This is a genomic window from Nocardia sp. NPDC051750, assembly GCF_044453135.1.
In the GTDB taxonomy this organism is placed as follows: Bacteria; Actinomycetota; Actinomycetes; order Mycobacteriales; family Mycobacteriaceae; genus Nocardia.
The window spans coordinates 214,388-232,398 of the sequence record NZ_JBITCK010000003.1 but is presented as its reverse complement, the minus strand read 5'-3'; the positions used below and the strand labels follow the sequence as shown (position 1 = coordinate 232,398).

At 69.5% G+C, this 18,011-nt stretch carries 15 protein-coding genes and 1 pseudogene; 3 read left to right on the top strand and 13 right to left on the bottom strand.

All coding sequences use genetic code 11. From position 1 onward, the window contains the following. The first annotated feature begins 121 nt into the window (after positions 1-121). The 3 genes from ACIA75_RS14695 (at position 122) to ACIA75_RS14685 (ending at position 3,856) form a co-directional block, all read left to right on the top strand. Positions 122-544 (top strand): ATP-binding protein, encoded by a 423-nt coding sequence (locus tag ACIA75_RS14695; protein ID WP_397103912.1) that lies wholly within the window; start codon positions 122-124, stop codon positions 542-544. After that, a complete protein-coding gene (locus tag ACIA75_RS14690; RefSeq protein WP_397103910.1) occupies positions 541-1,458 on the top strand; it encodes a SigB/SigF/SigG family RNA polymerase sigma factor in 918 nt (305 codons plus the stop codon). Before ACIA75_RS14695 ends, ACIA75_RS14690 begins: the two co-directional genes overlap by 4 nt. A gap of 235 nt (positions 1,459-1,693) precedes the next feature. After that, positions 1,694-3,856, top strand: a complete 2,163-nt coding sequence (locus ACIA75_RS14685) for a molybdopterin oxidoreductase family protein (RefSeq protein ID WP_397103908.1) — start codon at positions 1,694-1,696, stop codon at positions 3,854-3,856. Between the two features lie 16 nt (positions 3,857-3,872). On the opposite strand, the gene ACIA75_RS14680 is transcribed toward ACIA75_RS14685, so the two are convergent. The 13 genes and pseudogenes from ACIA75_RS14680 to pyrF form a co-directional block, all read right to left on the bottom strand. After that, positions 3,873-4,226, bottom strand: coding sequence for an MmcQ/YjbR family DNA-binding protein (locus ACIA75_RS14680; protein WP_397103906.1), 354 nt, complete (start codon positions 4,224-4,226; stop codon positions 3,873-3,875). An 89-nt stretch (positions 4,227-4,315) separates the two neighbouring features. Continuing rightward, positions 4,316-5,629 (bottom strand): annotated as a pseudogene (locus tag ACIA75_RS14675) (RsmB/NOP family class I SAM-dependent RNA methyltransferase); the annotation flags it as partial. An 830-nt stretch (positions 5,630-6,459) separates the two neighbouring features. Beyond that, positions 6,460-7,380 (bottom strand): methionyl-tRNA formyltransferase, encoded by a 921-nt coding sequence (fmt, locus tag ACIA75_RS14670; RefSeq protein ID WP_397103904.1) that lies wholly within the window; start codon positions 7,378-7,380, stop codon positions 6,460-6,462. Next, positions 7,380-7,922: a peptide deformylase gene (def, locus tag ACIA75_RS14665; protein WP_397103902.1), complete on the bottom strand. Its 543-nt coding sequence runs from the start codon at positions 7,920-7,922 to the stop codon at positions 7,380-7,382. The genes fmt and def overlap by 1 nt, the downstream gene beginning before the upstream one ends. A gap of 121 nt (positions 7,923-8,043) precedes the next feature. Further along, positions 8,044-8,973, bottom strand: a complete 930-nt coding sequence (locus ACIA75_RS14660; RefSeq protein ID WP_397105313.1) for an esterase/lipase family protein — start codon at positions 8,971-8,973, stop codon at positions 8,044-8,046. A gap of 158 nt (positions 8,974-9,131) precedes the next feature. Beyond that, the gene (locus ACIA75_RS14655; protein WP_397105311.1) at positions 9,132-9,791 is read right to left on the bottom strand and encodes a PadR family transcriptional regulator; all 660 of its coding nucleotides are present in this window, start codon (positions 9,789-9,791) and stop codon (positions 9,132-9,134) included. A 289-nt stretch (positions 9,792-10,080) separates the two neighbouring features. After that, positions 10,081-12,552 carry a primosomal protein N' gene (locus ACIA75_RS14650; RefSeq protein WP_397103900.1) on the bottom strand — a complete coding sequence of 824 codons (2,472 nt, stop codon included), beginning with the start codon at positions 12,550-12,552 and terminating at the stop codon, positions 10,081-10,083. A gap of 121 nt (positions 12,553-12,673) precedes the next feature. Further along, positions 12,674-13,885, bottom strand: coding sequence for a methionine adenosyltransferase (gene metK, locus ACIA75_RS14645; RefSeq protein ID WP_397103898.1), 1,212 nt, complete (start codon positions 13,883-13,885; stop codon positions 12,674-12,676). A gap of 282 nt (positions 13,886-14,167) precedes the next feature. Continuing rightward, a complete protein-coding gene (coaBC, locus tag ACIA75_RS14640; RefSeq protein WP_397103896.1) occupies positions 14,168-15,412 on the bottom strand; it encodes a bifunctional phosphopantothenoylcysteine decarboxylase/phosphopantothenate--cysteine ligase CoaBC in 1,245 nt (414 codons plus the stop codon). A 42-nt stretch (positions 15,413-15,454) separates the two neighbouring features. Beyond that, a complete protein-coding gene (gene rpoZ, locus ACIA75_RS14635) occupies positions 15,455-15,733 on the bottom strand; it encodes a DNA-directed RNA polymerase subunit omega (RefSeq protein ID WP_068037227.1) in 279 nt (92 codons plus the stop codon). 60 nt (positions 15,734-15,793) lie between these two features. After that, a complete protein-coding gene (gene gmk / locus ACIA75_RS14630) occupies positions 15,794-16,366 on the bottom strand; it encodes a guanylate kinase (protein WP_397103893.1) in 573 nt (190 codons plus the stop codon). A gap of 20 nt (positions 16,367-16,386) precedes the next feature. After that, entirely contained in the window at positions 16,387-16,707 is a 321-nt protein-coding gene (mihF, locus tag ACIA75_RS14625; RefSeq protein ID WP_357231015.1) for an integration host factor, actinobacterial type, read from the bottom strand. Positions 16,708-17,191: 484 nt separating this feature from the next. Beyond that, positions 17,192-18,010, bottom strand: coding sequence for an orotidine-5'-phosphate decarboxylase (gene pyrF, locus ACIA75_RS14620; protein ID WP_397103890.1), 819 nt, complete (start codon positions 18,008-18,010; stop codon positions 17,192-17,194). Position 18,011: the final 1 nt, after the last annotated feature.

Sequence of the window (18,011 nt, the reverse complement as noted above, 5' to 3'; positions counted from 1 at the left end):
AACGTGCCCAGCGGCGGCGCCGAGTTCAGCGAGGCCCTTGAAGGTTTTGGCCCGGTAGGGCCCAAGGGGGCCAAAACCCCCGCGCGCGCCAGCGCGCCAAAAACACAGTAGCCTGCCAGGCGTGATCAATACTTCGGCGGAAGAGGGGATTCACGGCTCCCCGGTGGAGATTCGGGTGGCGGCTACGGTGACGCAGCTGCCGATCGTTCGCGGTCTCGCCGAAACTCTGGTCCTACTCAGCGATTTCACCCTGGACGAGGTCGCCGATATCCGGCTGGCGGTGGACGAGGCCTGTTCCACCCTGATCGGTTTGGCCGCGCCCGATACCAGCCTGGATTGTGTGTTCACCATCGGTGAGACCGATCTGCGGGTGCGCGTCGCCGGGGTGGCCGGGCGCGAGGGTCTGCCCGATTCGCACAGCTTCGGCTGGCATGTTCTGCGTACCCTCACCGATGCCGTGGACGCCCGGCAGGAGTCCTTCGACCAGCAGGTTTCCGGATATCCGACAGCGGTCGAATTCCGTCGGGTCCGGGGGAAAGCGTGACCGAACAGGATAAACCGCTCGAATCTCCCGATGCCGTGCCCGACCCGGGTGACGGTGCGGATAAGGAGACCGCTGTCGACCGGGACGGTGACGGCGGTGGCGATCCGGGTACGGCCGCGGATACCGATTCCGAGGACGAGCTCGAGGACGCTCCACAGGTCAGCGGGTACGACGATGTCGCGGGGCTGTTCGTCCAGTTGGCGGCCGCGGAACCGGATTCGGCCGAGCACGTCACCCTCCGGAACCAGCTGATCGGTCGCTGCATCCCGCTGGCCGACCATATCGCCCGTAAGTTCAGTGGCCGCGGGGAGCCGTTCGACGATCTGACCCAGGTGGCCCGGGTGGGACTGGTGCACGCGGTGGACCGTTTCGATGTGTCGCGTGGCTCGAATTTCCTGTCGTTCGCGGTGCCCACCATCATGGGCGAGGTGCGCCGGTACTTCCGGGACAACACCTGGGCGATGCGGGTGCCGCGCCGGGTGAAGGAAACCCATCTGCGGATCGGGGCGGCAGTGGATTCGCTGTCGCAATCGCTGGGCCGTTCCCCGACGGCCAAGGAAATCGCGGCCGAACTCGATGTCGATCCGGACGAGGTGACCCAGGCGGTGATCGCCGGGAATGCCTACCAGCCGACGTCGATCGACGCGGCGTCGGTCGGCCGCGATACCGACGCGTCGCTGCTCGACACCCTCGGCGAGGAGGAAGCGCAGTTCGACCGGGTCGAGGAGTATGTGGCGATCCGGCCGCTGCTGGCCGGGCTGCCGGAGCGGGAGCGCCGGATCTTGACCATGCGGTTCTTCGAGTCGATGACGCAGACGCAGATCGCGCAGCAGATGGGGATTTCCCAGATGCATGTCTCGCGCATTCTCACGAAAACATTGGCTCGGCTGCGGGACCAATCGTCCCGGGAGTAGTGGGGTCCGGACCGGCACCGCATGGTCCGGTTCGGACTTCCGGCTGTTGTGCCCGCTTCGCCGTCCGGTCTACCCTCATCACTGAGAGTCTGAGTGGGAAATTATCTCAGCTAACCATTCGTTGAGTCCCGCCCCTCTCGACAGACCAGATCAACCGACGTGCCAGATCAGCCCGTAACCCGGCACCGATTCGGGTCGCGCGTCGACGGCGACGCGGCAGAAGGTGATGTGATGTATGACCGCTGAAACCATCGCCCGGCAATGCACCCTGTGCGAAGCCCACTGCGGAATCCTGGTGACCGTCGAGGATTCGGCGGTCACCAGGATCGAGGGTAATCCCGAGGATGTACTGTCCAAGGGATACATCTGCCCCAAAGCGACCGCCATGGCGGGGCTGCACGATGATCCGGACCGGTTGCGCACGCCGGTCAGGCGGGTGGGTGACCGGTTCGAAGCGATCGGCTGGGACGAGGCGTTTCGCGAGGTGGGTGCCCGGTTGCGGCAGGTGCGGCAGGCCCACGGCCCGCATTCGGTGGGTATGTACCTCGGCAATCCGGCGGCACACAACTCGGCCATCATGTACGCCATGGCGCTCCGCGCCGGCCTGATGACCCGCAATTTCTACACCGCGTCCTCGATCGACCAGTTCCCCCAGGAATTCGTGGCCTGGCAGATGTACGGCTCGAATTTCCTGATGCCGATCGCCGATATCGATCGCACCGACCGGCTGGTGATCATCGGCGCGAACCCGGCGGTGTCCAACGGTTCGGTCACCACCATGCCGGGCGCCAAGAACCGAATCAAGGAGGTGCGGGCCCGCGGCGGCAAGGTCGTGGTGATCGATCCGCGGCGCACCGAAACCGCGCGCCTGGCCGATGAACACCTGGCGGTACTGCCGGGCGGCGATCCGTACCTGCTGCTGGCGGTGCTGCATGTGCTGCTCACCGAGGACCTGTGCGACCGGACCGCCCTGCGGGAGCGGTGCGCCGGCGCGGAAACGTTGCGGGAGTTGGTATCCGGCTTCTCGCCGGAGGACGCGGCGCCCTACGCCGGGGTCGATGCCGAGACGATCCGGCGGCTCGCGCGGGAACACGCGGCGGCGAAAACCGCGGTGATGTACGCGCGGATCGGGGTCTGCCAGACCCTCACCGGGACGATCACCCACTGGCTGGTCAACACCATCAACGCGGTCACCGGCAACCTCGACCGCGCCGGTGGTCAGATGTATGCCACGCCCGCGGTGGATCTGCTGCCGCTCGCCCGCCGGATGTCACCGATGCACGGTGCGTGGACCGACCGCTCCGGAAAGTACAAATCGTTCCGCACCGAACTCCCGGTCGCGGCACTGGCCACCGAGATACTCGACGAGGGCCCGGAACAGATCCGCGCCATGATCACCTACGCGGGAAACCCGGTACTGTCCACACCGCAGCGCGGCCAACTCGACAAGGCCCTGAGTTCGCTGGATTTCTATGTGGCCGTGGATATGTACATCACCGAGACCACCCGCCACGCGGATATCATCCTGCCGCCGGTATCGCCCTTGGAGCGCGAGGATCTCGACATCCTGCTGACGATGTTCAGCGTGCACAACAACGTCCGCTTCAATGCGCGCGCAGTCGCACCGCCGGCGGGCGGCCTGGAGGACTGGGAGATCATGGCGCGGCTCACCACCGAAATCCTGCCGCTGCCGCTGCGCGCGGTCACCGGCCGTGCCCTCAACGCCGTATTCGCCCGGTTCAGCCCCCTGCGTGCGGCGGCACTCGGGATGGCGGTCGGCCCGCACGGCGTGCTGCGGCGCGGCCGCGACGGTGTCACACTGACGAAGGTGCGTGCGGCGCGCGGCGGTATCGATCTGGGACCGCTGCGGCCACGGCTGCGTTCCCTCATCGCCACCCGCGACCGTCGGGTGCAGCTGGCACCGCGGTCGTTCGTCACCGAGGCACGCCGACTGCTCGACGAGGCCGGCGCCGCCCGGGACGACGGTTTCGATCTGCGGCTGATCGGCCGCCGCCACCTGCGCAGCAACAATTCGTGGTTGCACAATGTGCCCTCGATGGTGAAAGGCCGCGACCGCTGCACCGCATTGATGCACCCGCAGGACGCGACCGCGCGCGGTGTGGCCGAGGGCGACCGGGTCACCGTGAGTTCGCCGACCGGCTCCATCGCGGTACCGGTGGAGATCAGCGCCGATATCCGGCCCGGGACGGTCGCGGTTCCGCACGGCTGGGGGCATCAGGAACCGGGCGTCGGCTGGACGGTCGCGGCCGCGCATCCGGGCGCGAACGTGAATCTGCTGCACGATCCCGAACAGGTCGACCGGATTTCCGGAAACGCCGCGGTGAACAGCACCTGGGTCAGGGTGGAGCCGGTCGAACAGGCCGCCCCGATCGGTTGATTCGGTGCCCGGCCGATCAGTCCGGGCCGCGCAGCTCCCGCTCCCGGCGCAGTCGCGCCGGGGCCACCAGCCACCACGCGGCGTCCAGCAGCTCACGCAGGTGCTCGGCGGCGACGCGGTCCAGATCGACGAGAATGTAGGGGTATCCGTCGTAGTGCGGGGTGGTGTAGAAGGCCGGGTCACCGGTGGCCAGCAACGCCTGTTTCTCCGCCATTTCGCAGCGCAGGGCCAGACCGCCCTCGGCCTCCGTGCGCAGCCGGGCGAAACTCTTCCCCGCCGCTTTCAGCGCGGGGGCCCGGTAGGAGGTCGATTCGGCGACCTCCGGCAGTTCGGTCGCCATATGCACCACGTTCTCCCAGGTGAGGCTCATGGCGACAGTCTGCCCCGACGGTCGGCGACGGTCTCGGAAATCCGTCGCCGACACGATCTCCGGGCCGGTTCGTATCGATCCTCGCGCGGCTAGCGAGGCTTGCGCAGCGCGGCCACGAACATCGCGTCGGTGCCGTGCCGGTGCGGCCACAACTGCACCGTGGGGCCGTCGCCGAGCCCGGTGACACCGGGCAGTAGCGCACGCGCGTCGAGCTGTTCGGCGCCGGTGCGGCGCACCAGATCCGCTACCACGGCCACGGTTTCCGGCAGATGCGGGGAGCACGTCGAATAGACCACTACCCCGCCGGGCCGGACGAGATCCCAGGCCGCGGCCACCAGTTCACGCTGCAGGACGACCAGATCCGCGATATCGCCGGGAGTGCGCCGCCAGCGCGCCTCGGGGCGGCGCCGCAGCGCGCCCAGACCGGTGCACGGGGCATCGACCAGAACCCGGTCGTACCCGGCTGTCAGACCGCTGTCACGGCCGTCGGCGATATGCACGTCGACCGGTAGCCCGCGGGTGGCGGAACGGACGAGGTCCGCCCGGTGCGCGGCCGGTTCCACCGCGTCCACCCGATAGCCGTCGATATCGGCCAGTGCGCCCAGCAACGCGGTCTTTCCGCCGGGCCCCGCGCACAGGTCCAGCCAGCGCCCGCCGTCGGCGCCGAGCAACGGCGCGCGGGTGAGCGCGAGCGCGACGAGCTGACTGCCCTCGTCCTGGACCGCGGCCATCCCCTCACGGACCGGTTCCAGCGCCCCTGGGTCACCGCCGCCCTCGAGATACACCGCGTACGGGGACCAGCGGCCCTCCTCGCCGCCGGTGACCAGGGCCAGTTCCTCCGCGGTGATATCGCCCGGGCGCGCCACCAGATGCACCACCGGGCGGGCGTCATCGGCGGCGAGCAGCTCACCCAGTTCGCCGGCGTCGGCGCCGAGCGCGTCGGTGAACGCCTGCGCGATCCATACCGGATGCGCGTATTCGAAGGCGAGGCGCCCGATCGGATCGTGCGGCGCGAGCCGCGCCACCCACTCGTCCGGCGTCCGCTCGGTGACGCGGCGCAGCACGGCGTTGACGAACCCGGCCCGCCCCGCACCGGCTTCGGTACGGGCCAGCTCCACCGAAGTGTGCACGGCCGCATGGGGTTCGACCCGGGTCCGCAGCAACTGGTAGGCGCCCAGCCGCAGGATATCCAGGAGCGGACCGTCGATCTCCGCGATATCGCGACCGGCGCAGTCGGCGATCACCGCGTCGAGGACGCCTAGTGTCCGGCACGACCCGTAACCGAGTTCGGTGGCCAAGGCGGCATCCCGGCCCTGAACGGAGTATTCGCGCAGCAACGCGGGGAGCACCAGATTGGCGTAGGCGTCGCGGTCCCGGACCGCGCGCAATGTCTCCAGCGCTACGGTGCGCGCCGGATCCGCGACAGCGTCGCGCTTGCCGCCCGGTTGCGCGGGCGAACCACTTCGGCCGGGCCGTGGACTGTTCGCTCCGGGGCGGCGGCCACCGCCGCGTGCCTTCGTTTCCGGGGAGCTCCGAGGCGGACCGTCGCTGCGCCTGCCGGACCCGTGTCCGCCGCGCCGGTCTCCGCCGCCAGCGGGACGGCCGGAACCGCTACGCGGCGGTTTTCCTCCGGTCCGGTCACCCGGACCCCCGCGCTCACCACGGGCCCGGCCGTCGCCCGGAGCTCCTCGCCGCGGCCGGTCCGCCGCCGCGTCGAACCCACGACCGCCGTCCGCGCGCTTCCCACGATGACGACCGTTCTCGCCGGCGTCGCGCCCCTGTTCACCGGCAGGCCGGCTATCCGGCCGAGACCGTGCTCCCCGTGTCACTTCCTCACCCGGTCGGCGGTCCGGTCGTTCACCCGATCGCGGCTCGGCCCGGCGCCGTTCCTGGTCTCGACCGCCCGCGCGCTCGTTCTGCCGCGCATCGGCCCGGCGCCCGGATCGTCCGGAATCCGCCCGGCCTTCCGCCGATTCGGCCGGACGCCCGCCTTTCCCGGACCGGCCGGCACGCCCTTCCCGTGGCGAGTCAGCGGCTCCGGATCGCTCACGGCCGGAATCGCGGGGGCCGGTCCGCGGGCGGGAATCGTCCGCGTCACCGCGCCGGCGCACCGGCCCGCCACCCTCACGGCCGGTGGGACCGGAAGAGCCCGCTTCCCCGCCCGGCTCCGCCCCGGCGGAGTCCGGCTTCGGGCGGCGGCGGAACCCGCGCGGCTGCTCGTCCGCGGGGCCGGTCATTCGACCACCGTGCCGGGCTCGAGGCGGGCGCCGCGCGCCCAATCCAGAGCCGCCATCATGCGCTTGCCCTGCGGCTGCACCCGGTCCAGCCGGACCGCGGTGGTCGCGGTGCCGATATAGACGCCGGTCTTACGGACGTCGATCTGCCGTTCCGGCAGCACATCCTCGACCAGTTCCACCGGACCGAGTTTCAGCCGGTTGCCGGCCACAGTCGTCCAGGCACCTGGATGCGGTGTCACCGATCGGATCGCGCGGCCCACCGCGAGCGCCGGCTGATCCCAGCGCACCTGCGCCGCGTCCACAGTGATCTTCGGCGCATAGGACACGCCGTCGGTGGATTGCGGAATCGCCTGCAGGCTACCGTCTTCCACGCCGTGCAGGGTTTGCTCCAGCAGCGCGGCCCCACTGTCGGCCAGCCGGGCGAGCAGGTCGCCGGCGGTATCGGTGACGGCGATCCGCTCGGTCACCACGCCGTAGACCGGCCCCGTGTCCAAACCTGTTTCGATCCGGAAGGTCGACGCCCCGGTGATCTCGTCGCCCGCCGCGATAGCGGCCTGCACCGGAGCCGCACCCCGCCAGGCGGGCAGCAGCGAGAAATGCAGATTGATCCAGCCGTACCGCGGAATATCCAGGACCTCGGCGGGCAACAGTGCGCCGTAAGCCACCACCGGGCAGCAATCCGGCGCCAGATCCCGGAGGGATTCGACGAATTCGGGGTCGGCGGGTTTGCGGGGTGTGAAGACCGGGATACCGTGCTCGCCGGCGAGCTGCCCGACCGGTGAACGCTGCAATTTCCGGCCACGCCCGGCCACGGCGTCCGGCCGGGTCACCACCGCGACCACCTCGTGCCGGGAGTCGATCAACCGGCGCAGCGCGGGGACCGCCGGATCCGGGGTGCCGGCGAAAACGATCCGCATCAGCGGTCCCGCTCGGCCAGCGCGCGACTCGGCCGGATGGTGATACCCGCGGTGAACCAGTCGGATTCCCGGATGGTGCGCATGGCCAGTTTCCGGTCCGGCGGATCGAGCCGGTCGATGAACAGGGTCCCGTCCAGATGATCGGTTTCGTGCTGAACGCAGCGCGCCAGCAGGCCCTCGGCGTCGAACTCGACCGGAGCACCGGTCATATCCACCCCGGTCGCGCGTACCCGCATCGCCCGTCGCGTGTCGTGATTGACCCCCGGTATGGACAGGCAGCCTTCCGGTCCGATCTGTTCCTCGTCGTCGAGGACGGTCCAGACCGGGTTGATCAGGTGCCCGCGGGCGTCGCCGGTGTCGTACACGAACACCCGCAGGCCGACACCGATCTGCGGAGCGGCCATCCCGACACCGCCGTCGTCGTACATGGTGTCGGTCAGATCGGTCACCAACTGCCGCAGTTCGGGGCCGAATTCGGTGACCTCGGTCGCGCGGGCTCGCAGGATCGGATCGCCGAACAGGCGGACGGACTGGACGGTCACGGTAGCTCCCGGGGGCATGAGACAGGCAGGAAAGTCCCCATTCTAGGGTGCGGAAGTCCGCCGCCCGACACGCGCAGCGCCAGACTCCCGATCCCGAGTTCGGCGAGGGCGCGCCGAAAATTCAGATGTTGCCGCCGATGATGACCTGCGGGATACCCGTGCCGAGCGCGACCGGCACGCACACCGGATCCGGAGCGTGATCCGGATCGAGCGCCTCCAGCAGCAATTCCGCGACGAACGGGTCGTACACCATATGGAAATGCCCGGTGAGGTCCGCGGGGCAGCGATCCTGGAGGACGATGTTCTCCGCGCCCGGTCCGCGCAACGCGATATTGCCGAACGGCTGGATCATCTCGTCGACCCGGCTGCCGATCGTCACGTACCGGACCCCCGGGACAGTGTCGCCACCGGCATTGAGTTCCTGCATGAACGGCGAGCCCTCCGCCTGCTGGACGGCGGCCACCGAAATGACCTGTTCGGCCAAGCCCATGGCACCGGGTATCTGCTGGGCCACCGGCACCAGCCCGTACATGACACCCCCGTAGGTGGGTGAGGCGAGGCCGACCCAGGTGCCGACGGACGGGGCGCCGCCGAGTTTGTTGATGTAGTACCGGGTCGCGGTGGCGCCTTGGGAGAAACCGACCATATCGACCTGATCGGCCCCGGTCGCCGCGCGAACCTCGGTGACGAATCCGGCGATCTGGTGGGCGCTGAGCACGATGTCTTCGGTACCGAATGTGGTCGCGCCGGGTTTACCGCCGTAGTTGAGCGCGAAGACGCAGTATCCCTGGTCCACCAGCCGGGGGCCGATAGCCGACCAGTCGGTGTAGGCGCTCGCGTCGGTGCCGTGCGCGAGGATCACCGGTCGCGGATGGGCAGCGTCCGGGACACAACCGAAATCGTTCGCTCCCCGCGGTACCGCACCGGGGTGGTTCTTCGTGTACAGCACCGCGGCGAGGTGGTCGGGTTGGGCCGGTGCCCATTCGGTGGGCACCGCGGGCGGCAGATATCCGGGGGGCTGGGCCGCGCTGCCGGTGGTTCCGAGCAGCACCGACCCAGCCAGTGCGACGGCCAGGGTCACCACACGTCGGCCGACCCTGCCGCGCTGCGCGCGGCCCCGCCCGGCCGACCGGAGAAATCGTTTCACCACCTAATCTTCCACCCTGCCGGCGCGGTGGAAAACCGCAGGACGAGGTCTTGATCACCCCGTTACCTGCCGGACTCCTCGTCTCCGGCGAGGATGCGGTACAAGGCTTTCCGTGCTTCGGTGAGTACCTCGGCCGCCTTCGTGGCCTGCTCCGGCGTACCGACGGAGGCGACCTGCGCGACCGCGCCCATGAGCGGGGGAATCAGGGCACGGAGATCGCTGGTATGCGCACCGACACCCTCCTTGACCTCGGCCCACGGATCACCGAGTTCGTCCCGGTGTTCGGCGACGTAGGCGGTACCTGTCTCGGTCAGCTGCGCGGTTTTGCGTCCGGCGACCTTCTCGATGGTGATCAGGCCCTCGTCTTCCAACTGGGACAGTGCCGGGTAGATGGATCCGGGGCTGGGCCGCCACAGGTCCTCACTGCGTTCCCGGATCTGCTGAATCAGTTCGTAACCGTGCATCGGACGCTCGGTGAGCAGCAGCAGGATCGCCGACCGCACGTCACCGCGCCGTCCGCGACCACCACGCCCCCGGCCGCGACCGAACCCCGGCCCGAATCCGGGACCGAAGCCCGGCCCGCCGAATCCAGGGCCGAAACCGGGACCGAAACCGGGCGGGCCGCCGTGCCGGAACCCGGCGCGGCCGGGGCCGAACTCGGGGTCGAAGCGGTTCCGGTGGCCCCGGCGGCCCCGTCCTTTGCGAAATTCTGCGTTCTCCATGTTTTCCATTTCAGCCTCCAGGGCTTCTCGATCGGTTTGCATAGCATCGACGATATATCGACAATCTATCCAACGCAACCCGCTTCCGAAAATTCCGGAAGACAATCGCGCCCCCGCCCGGCCTCGTACGGCCCGAGTCACAGCTGACACTCGCGCACTCCTCATCCCGAGGCGGCCGACGTCCGGACTCGACTGAGTGCGCTCTGGGAAGAACGACGGTCCCGGCCCTGCCACCAGGGCGCCTGGCCACAAATGTGCAGCCGAGTTCACCGATCGCAGAAGATACGGCTCAGCCGATGTCGAGTGGGTCTATCTGCACCCGTGCCGGTGTCTCGGCACGCTGACTGCTCCGCACGGCCTGCGCGGCGGTCAAGGCCCGGGCCAACGCGGTGCCCTGCGCGCGGGGAGCACGCAACAGCACACGTTCCACCGCGCCGGTCGGATCCTCGTTACGGGAACCCGCAGGTCTACGTGCCGCGGCGGGTAACGGAACCGGACCCAGCACTTCGACCGCGGCTGGTAGGTCGGTGACGGCGAGGAGGTCGTTGATCGCGTCGGGGGCGCCGTCGACCGCTGCCATCCGTACCGCCGGTGGGAAACCGACCTCGGCACGCTGCGCAAGTTCCGCGGCCGCATGTCCGGCGGGATCCCAGCGCAGCAATGCCTGCACCGTGGGTACCGCCGGGTCCGCCATCACCAGCACCCGGCCTTCCGATTTCACCAGGGCGGCGGCCCCCAGCCAGCGGCGCAGCGTGTCCTCGGCGGCACGCAGATCGGCGCGGCCGAGCAGCGCCCATCCGTCCAGGAGCAAACCGACCCCGTACCCGCCGGGCAGGAGCGGTTCGGCACCGACAGTGGCCACCACCACCTGCGGTCCCGGCTCGACCGTATCCAGTACTCCCCCGCCGCTCGACCCACGGATCGGTACTCCGGGAAACGCCCGCCCCAGTTCCTCCGCCGTCCGGGCGGCACCGATGACCACCGCACGCAACACTCGCCCGCCGCAGCCAGGACACCGGAACGCTGCCTCCGTCCGGCCGCACCACCGGCACACCGGACTGTGCGCCACCTGCCCGGCCGATCCGGCCGGCCCCTCCATCTCCGGCAACGACAGTGGTCCCACGCATTGCCGGCAGCGGGCGGGCGTCCGGCATTTCGTACACGCCAGGGCCGGGACATACCCGCGCCGCGGCACCTGGACCAGCACGCCCTCCCCGGCGGCCAGCGCCTGCCGGGCGGCCGCGAAAGCGGCGCCGGGGATCCGGACCGCGCGCGCGATGGGATCCCGGTCCAGCGCGGCATCGGAATCCCCCGGTGCGCCGATCCGGGGTGAGGCCGCGCGGACCGTCGCCCGATCGGCGAGAAGATCGTGCGCCCACCCCGACTCGACCACCGCCTGTGCCTCCGCGGTCCGCGCGAAACCCGCGGCCACAAAGGCCGCACCGGTGTCGTGTGCCCGGAGCATGGCCACCTCGCGGGCGTGCGGGTAGGGCGCGCGAGGTTCGGCGTAGGTGTCGTCACCGTCGTCCCAGATCGCGAGGAGGCCCAGGTCCACGGCGGGTGCGAACACCGCGCTGCGGGTGCCGACCACCACTCGCGCCGTGCCGCGCAGCACCGCGAGCCAGCGCCGGTACCGGGCCGCCGGCCCCAATCCGGCCGAGAGCCCGACCGCCAAATCGCCCACCAGCACCGCGCATTCCCGCAGGACCCGATCGAGATCTCGCTGGTCGGGGACCATCAGGATCGCGCTCTGCCCGCCGGCCACCACGACGGCAGCCAGTTCGGCCAGCCGGCGTGCCCAGTTCTCGCCGGGCAGCGCCTGCCACGCCGCGCGGGCACCCCGCCGCCCGGCCAGCGCGGTCAGGAATGATTCGCCGTGCCGATACCGCCGCCAGGCCCCGGTATCTACCGCGGCCGGAACCACCCATGACCGACCCTGGACGCGAGTTTCGTCCGCAACCCGCGCGCCGTCTTCGAGAATGCGCTCCTCCCCCTCGGCGTCATCCGCACCCGCACCTGTCCCGGGTGAAGGACCGGTAGGTGCCGCCGCCGCGTTCCCTCCGGCCGTCCGCTCCCCACCGCCTGACATCTGCCCGCGCGATCCGAACGCCCGATCGGCATCACCGGACACCCGCACCGGATCACCTGCCGCCGGTGAGCCGGCGGGAGACTCGATATCCGCCTCCGGATGAGAAGAGCCGGCCCGGGGCGGCGGCTCATCGACGCCCGGGCCCCCGCGTGCCGTATCCGCCGATTCGAGCGCGGCAGAACTGTTCGGCGGTTCCTGCCGGACACCACCGCGCCCGCCTTCTTCTCCAGGTAATCGGTCACTGTCCGGCTCGCCGGCTTGCGGCGGGACGGCAATCGGTTCATCCGCGTCGCTCCGTGCGCCCGCTCGTGCTCCGCTCTTCCCGCCGCCGTTCTCCACCCGCGCGTGCCGGGGCGGGATCGCCAGCCGCAGCACATCGGCGCGGGTTCCGGCACAACGCGCCGCCACCGTCGTGGCGAGCCGGAGGATCTCCGGTGTGAGCACCTGTTCCGCCGACACCACCCGTTCCAGCCGCACCAGTTTGCCCGGATGCTCGGAACCGGTGTGCCGCGACAGCAGATAGCCGTCCACCAGGCGACCGGCGAATCGAACCCGGACCCGCACACCGGGCCGGGCGATCTCATCCAGTTCCGGCGGCACCAGATAGTCGAAATCGCGGTCGAGATGGGCCGGAGTGAGCAGGGGCAGAACCCGGGCGACCGGATGTGACAAAGGCTCCGCCTCGGCCGGCCCGGCCTTCTTCCCGCGACGTACCCCCGACTCGGCCGACACCCCCGGCGACTCGAGGTCCCCGGGGGTGTCGGCAGCGGGTCGCGGCACGCGGAACGCGGACCTACAGCCCGGCGGCGGCGCGCAGTTTGTCCGCGCGGTCGGTGCGCTCCCAGGGCAGGTCGATATCGGTGCGGCCGAAATGCCCGTAGGCGGCGGTCGGCGCGTAGATCGGACGCAGCAGATCCAGATCGCGGATGATGGCGCCGGGCCGCAGATCGAACACCTCGGTGATGGCGGCCGAGATCTTGGCCGGATCGGCTTTCTCGGTGCCGAAGGTCTCGACGAACAGGCCGACCGGGGCCGCCTTGCCGATCGCGTACGCCACCTGGACCTCGACCTTTTCGGCCAGGCCGGCGGCGACCACGTTCTTGGCGACCCAGCGCATCGCATACGCGGCCGAACGGTCGACCTTGGAGGGATCCTTGCCGGAGAACGCCCCGCCACCGTGGCGGGCCATCCCGCCGTAGGTGTCGACGATGATCTTGCGCCCGGTCAGGCCGGCATCGCCCATGGGGCCGCCGAGCACGAACTTCCCGGTCGGGTTGACCAGCAGCCGGATATCGGACGTGTCCAGGTCGGGGACGGCGATATCGGCCAGCACCGCGTCGACGACCTTTTCCCGGATGTCGGGGGCCAGCAGATTGTCCAGGTCGATATCGGCGGCGTGCTGGGTGGAGACGACCACAGTGTCCAGCCGCACCGCGCGGTCACCCTCGTATTCGATGGTGACCTGGGTTTTGCCGTCCGGCCGCAGGTACGGCAGCACGCCGGTCTTCCGGACTTCGGTGAGTTTGCGGGACAGCCGGTGCGCCAGCGCGATGGGCAGCGGCATGAGTTCCGGGGTGTCGGTATTGGCGTAGCCGAACATCAGCCCCTGGTCGCCGGCGCCCTGCTGCTCGATTTCGTCGTCGGAGCCGGCTGTGCGCGCCTCGTGCGAGGTATCGACACCCTGCGCGATATCGGGGGACTGTGCGCCGATCGCGACATTGACGCCGCAGGAGTTGCCGTCGAAACCCTTTGCCGAGGAGTCGTATCCGATTTCCAGGATCTTCTCCCGGACGATATGCGGGATATCCGCGTAGGCCTCCGTGGTGACCTCGCCCGCGACATGCACCTGACCGGTGGTCACAAGGGTTTCCACGGCGACCCGGCTGCGCGGATCCTGGGCCAGCATTGCGTCGAGGATGGAATCGCTGATGGCGTCACAGATCTTGTCCGGATGACCCTCGGTCACGGACTCACTGGTGAATAGCCGGCTACCGGACGTGCGCACAGTTTCCCTCTTCTCAACGGTTACTCGTGTCCCGGATGGACCGTAGCGCACAGCTCCGGTCGCGACCCTGGACTCCCAGACTATTAGAACGCGCGGCCGGTTTGTGGCTCCGGACACCGCGACGGGCAGGTTTCCGAGCGCAGCGTCCCGCCGGGATCATCCGGGTGGTCGCGTCGGCCCGCACACACCAGTACGGGTGAACGACGCATGCGGCAAGAGTTCGAATCGGCGCGATTCGATTCTCGGCAGTGCCTGATTCTGCATCAGCCGGGCCCTGCGTGGTTACGCTGCGCCGCCTCCGGCCCGCTCACGGAGGAGCGGACCCAGCGCGTCGAGGACACGGCTGGCCAGCAGCGCCTTGGAACCGTGATCGAGCGCCTGTTCACTGCCGTCGGCGCCGAGCAGCCAGCCGTCGTTGGTGTCCACCTCGAACGCCTTGCCGTCGCCCACCGCATTGACCACCAGCAGATCGCAGCCCTTCCGGGCCAGTTTTGCCCGGGCGTGGGTGATCACATCGCCGTCCTCGTCACCGGTCTCGGCGGCGAACCCGACAATGGCGGTTCCGGGCAGCTGTCCCTCGCGCCGCGCCTGGACCAGGCCCGCGAGAATATCCTCGGTCCTGGACAGGGCGATGCTGTCGGGCTCGGCCTTACCCTTTTTGATCTTGGCGGCGGCCACCGACGTGGGCCGGAAATCGGCGACCGCGGCCGCCATGATGACCGCGTCCGCACCCACCGAGTGTTTGTCGACGGCGGTTTTGAGCTGCTCCGCCGTGGTGATGTGCACCAGGTCCACCGCGGCGGGGGGTGCCATCTCGATGGTGTTCCCGGCGATGAGCGTGACCTGCGCGCCGCGCTGCGCGGCCACCCTGGCCAGCGCGTAGCCCTGTTTCCCGGAGCTGCGGTTCCCCAGGAAACGCACCGGGTCCAGCGGCTCGCGGGTACCACCCGCCGTGATCACGACCCGCTTACCGGCCAGATCGCGAGGTACGGCGTCCGCACGTTCGAGCAGCAGCGTGGCCAGACCGAAGATCTCCTCGGGCTCGGGCAACCGGCCCGGACCGGTATCGGTACCGGTGAGCCGGCCCGACGCGGGTTCCATCACCGTGGCGCCGTGCGCGCGGAGAGTGGCCACATTCGCGACGGTCGCCGCGTGCTCCCACATCTCGGTGTGCATGGCGGGTGCGAACAGCACCGGACATCGGGCCGTGAGCAGAGTCGCGGTCAGCAGATCGTCGGCGCGGCCGTGCGCGGCCCGCGCCATCAGGTCGGCCGTGGCGGGGGCGATGACGACCAGTTCGGCCTCCTGCCCCAACCGCACATGCGGGACCTCGGGCACGTCGGCGAACACCCCGGTGTGCACCGGGTGGCCGGACAGCGCCTCGAACGTCGCCTTGCCCACGAACTGCAGTGCCGCCTCGGTGGGGACCACCCGGACGGTGTGACCGGTCTCGGTGAACCGCCGCACCAGTGCGCACGCCTTGTACGCGGCGATACCGCCGCCCACCCCGACAACTACCCGCGCCATCGCGCGCCTCCTGCCCTATCGGCCGTTCACCCGGCTATCGGGTCATTCGCCTTCGGTGTGCTCGAGCAGATCGCTGTGGATCTCGCGCATTGCCACCGACAGCGGCTTCTCCTGCGGCAGCGGCTCGACCAGAGGGCCGACGTACTCGAGGATGCCGTCGCCCAGCTGGTTGTAGTAGTCGTTGATCTGGCGGGCACGCTTGGCCGCATAGATCACCAGTGCGTACTTGGACGAGGTGCGGTCGAGCAGCTCGTCGATCGGCGGGTTGGTGAGGCCGATCGGGGTGTCGTAGGCGGGCGCGGCGATATCGGTACTGCTCACTGAGGAGGCTCCTGCGGGGTCGGGGCTCGGACACGCGGCGACGTACAGCCGCGTATCGGGCTACGAATTGGAATTCGTGCTGACGAACAACGATACCAACTGCGCACAGGCGCTGGTCACGGTGTCGTTCACGATCACGGTGTCGAACTCGTCACGCGCGGCCAATTCCACCCGCGCGGTCTCCAGCCGGCGTTCGATGACCTCCGGCGATTCGGTGCCCCGGCTGCGCAGCCGGTCCACCAGCTCCTCCCAGCTGGGCGGCGCGAGGAAAACGAGCACGGCCTCCGGCATCACCTGCCGGATCGACCGTGCTCCTTCGAGGTCGACCTCGATCAGCACCGGCAGCCCCTCCGACAGAGCGGCTCGCACCGGCGCGGCCGGAGTACCCGACCGCTGCAGCCCGCCGTGGATATCCGCCCATTCGAGCAGATCGCCGGACTCGATCATCGCGTCGAACTCGGCCCGGCTGACGAACCGGTAATCACGGCCGTCGACCTCACCGGGACGGGGGTCCCGGGTTGTCGCCGACACGCTGAATACCAGTTCCGGCAGCCGTTCGCGGACACATCGCACCACGGTGGACTTGCCCACGGCCGAGGGGCCGACCAGTACAACCAGCCGACCCTTCGTCATGTTCTCGATCACCGAGGGTGTCAGGCGCCGAGATCGAATTTGGCGAGCAGCGCTTTACGCTGCCGATCGCCGAGACCACGTAGCCGACGCGTCGGCGCGATCTCGAGCTCAGTCATGATCTCCTCGGCCTTGACCTTGCCGACCTTGGGCAGGGCTTCCAGCAGTGCGCGCACCTTCATCTTTCCGATGATCTCATCGGTCTCGGCTTGGCCGAGGACCTCTTTCAAGTCGGTGCCGCCGCGCTTCAGGCGATCTTTGAGCTCCGCCCGAGCACGGCGAGCGGCAGCCGCCTTCTCCAGAGCAGCGGCGCGCTGCTCATCAGTCAGCTGGGGAAGGGCCACGGTTCCTCCGTCTCATCATTTCTTGCATCAACTCCCTGCCGATAACCCGACAGTCTCAGCGACCGTACCCACGACGCCCCCGGATTGCGAACCCACCCCCCAGGTCAGGGCATGAATCGGACCCCGTAACGCCCCCTTGCCGCAAGGTGCGCATCGCGGCTTGCCCGCGCCCGCACGACCTGCGGACCGGACACGAAACACCTGCTCAGCAGCGGGTTTTGAGCGCAGCGCGGCATTTGCGGTGCGATAACCACGGGCCCGCAGGACCGCCCCGCTACCTCCCAACCGCCCTACCAGGAATTTTCTGGGATTTTTTCGGCGGAGCACACTTCCCGCGGCCGGCGACGGGGTCACGGGGTGTGTTCCACCGTCTCGATGCGCCACGAACAGTAGGGAAAACAGGTTCGTATCGTCCGCCTCGGCGACGTACGCCGCGGTCCGACAGCTCCCGTGAGAGCCGCGCTCCCGCCGGCACAGACGTCGGTCAGGCGAGGAACGCGAACTCCTCTTGAAAGGCCCCCAGGCGGTCCCGTAGCGCGGTAACCGAAGGACCGGCACGCAGGACGTCACGGGAGACGTTCGGGACCGCAGCCGACCACAGGGATGCAGGAAGCAGCGCGCGGACAGCCGCAGCGGTGCCGCCCTGCGCCCCGACTCCCGGTAGCAGGATCGGTCCGTTCATTGCGGTCAGGTCGGGGATATCGGCGAGTGTCGCGCCGATGACCACGCCCACCGACCCCGGTTCGAGTCCGCGGTTCACCTCCGCCGCGGCATCGACCACCGTTTGTGCGAGCGTTCGCCCGTCCACCATCGCCCGCTGCACCCGGGCGGCTTCCGGGTTGGAGGTGGCGGCCAGCACGAACACGCCGCGCCCGTTGGCCGCGGCCAGGTCCAGGGCGGGCTGCAGGGCGCCGAATCCGAGGTACGGCGAGACCGTGACCGCGTCGGCACCCAGCGGCCCGTCCGCGAGCCAAGCCCGGGCGTAGGCGTCCATCGTGGAGCCGATATCGCCGCGTTTGGCATCGGCCAGCACCAGAGTCCCGGACGCACGCAATACTTCGATCGTGCGTTCGAGGACCCCGATCCCCGCCGACCCGTAGGCCTCGAAGAAGGCGACCTGCGGTTTGACCACCGCCGCCACCCCGTCGAAAGCCTCCACACAGATCTCGGCGAAGGTTTCCAGGCCGTTGGCGTCGCCGGGGAGATCCCAGGCCTCCAGCAGCGCCGGGTGCGGGTCGATCCCGACGCAGATCGGTCCGTGCGTGCGCTTGGCCGCCGCCAGCCGCTTTCCGAAGGTCGTCATC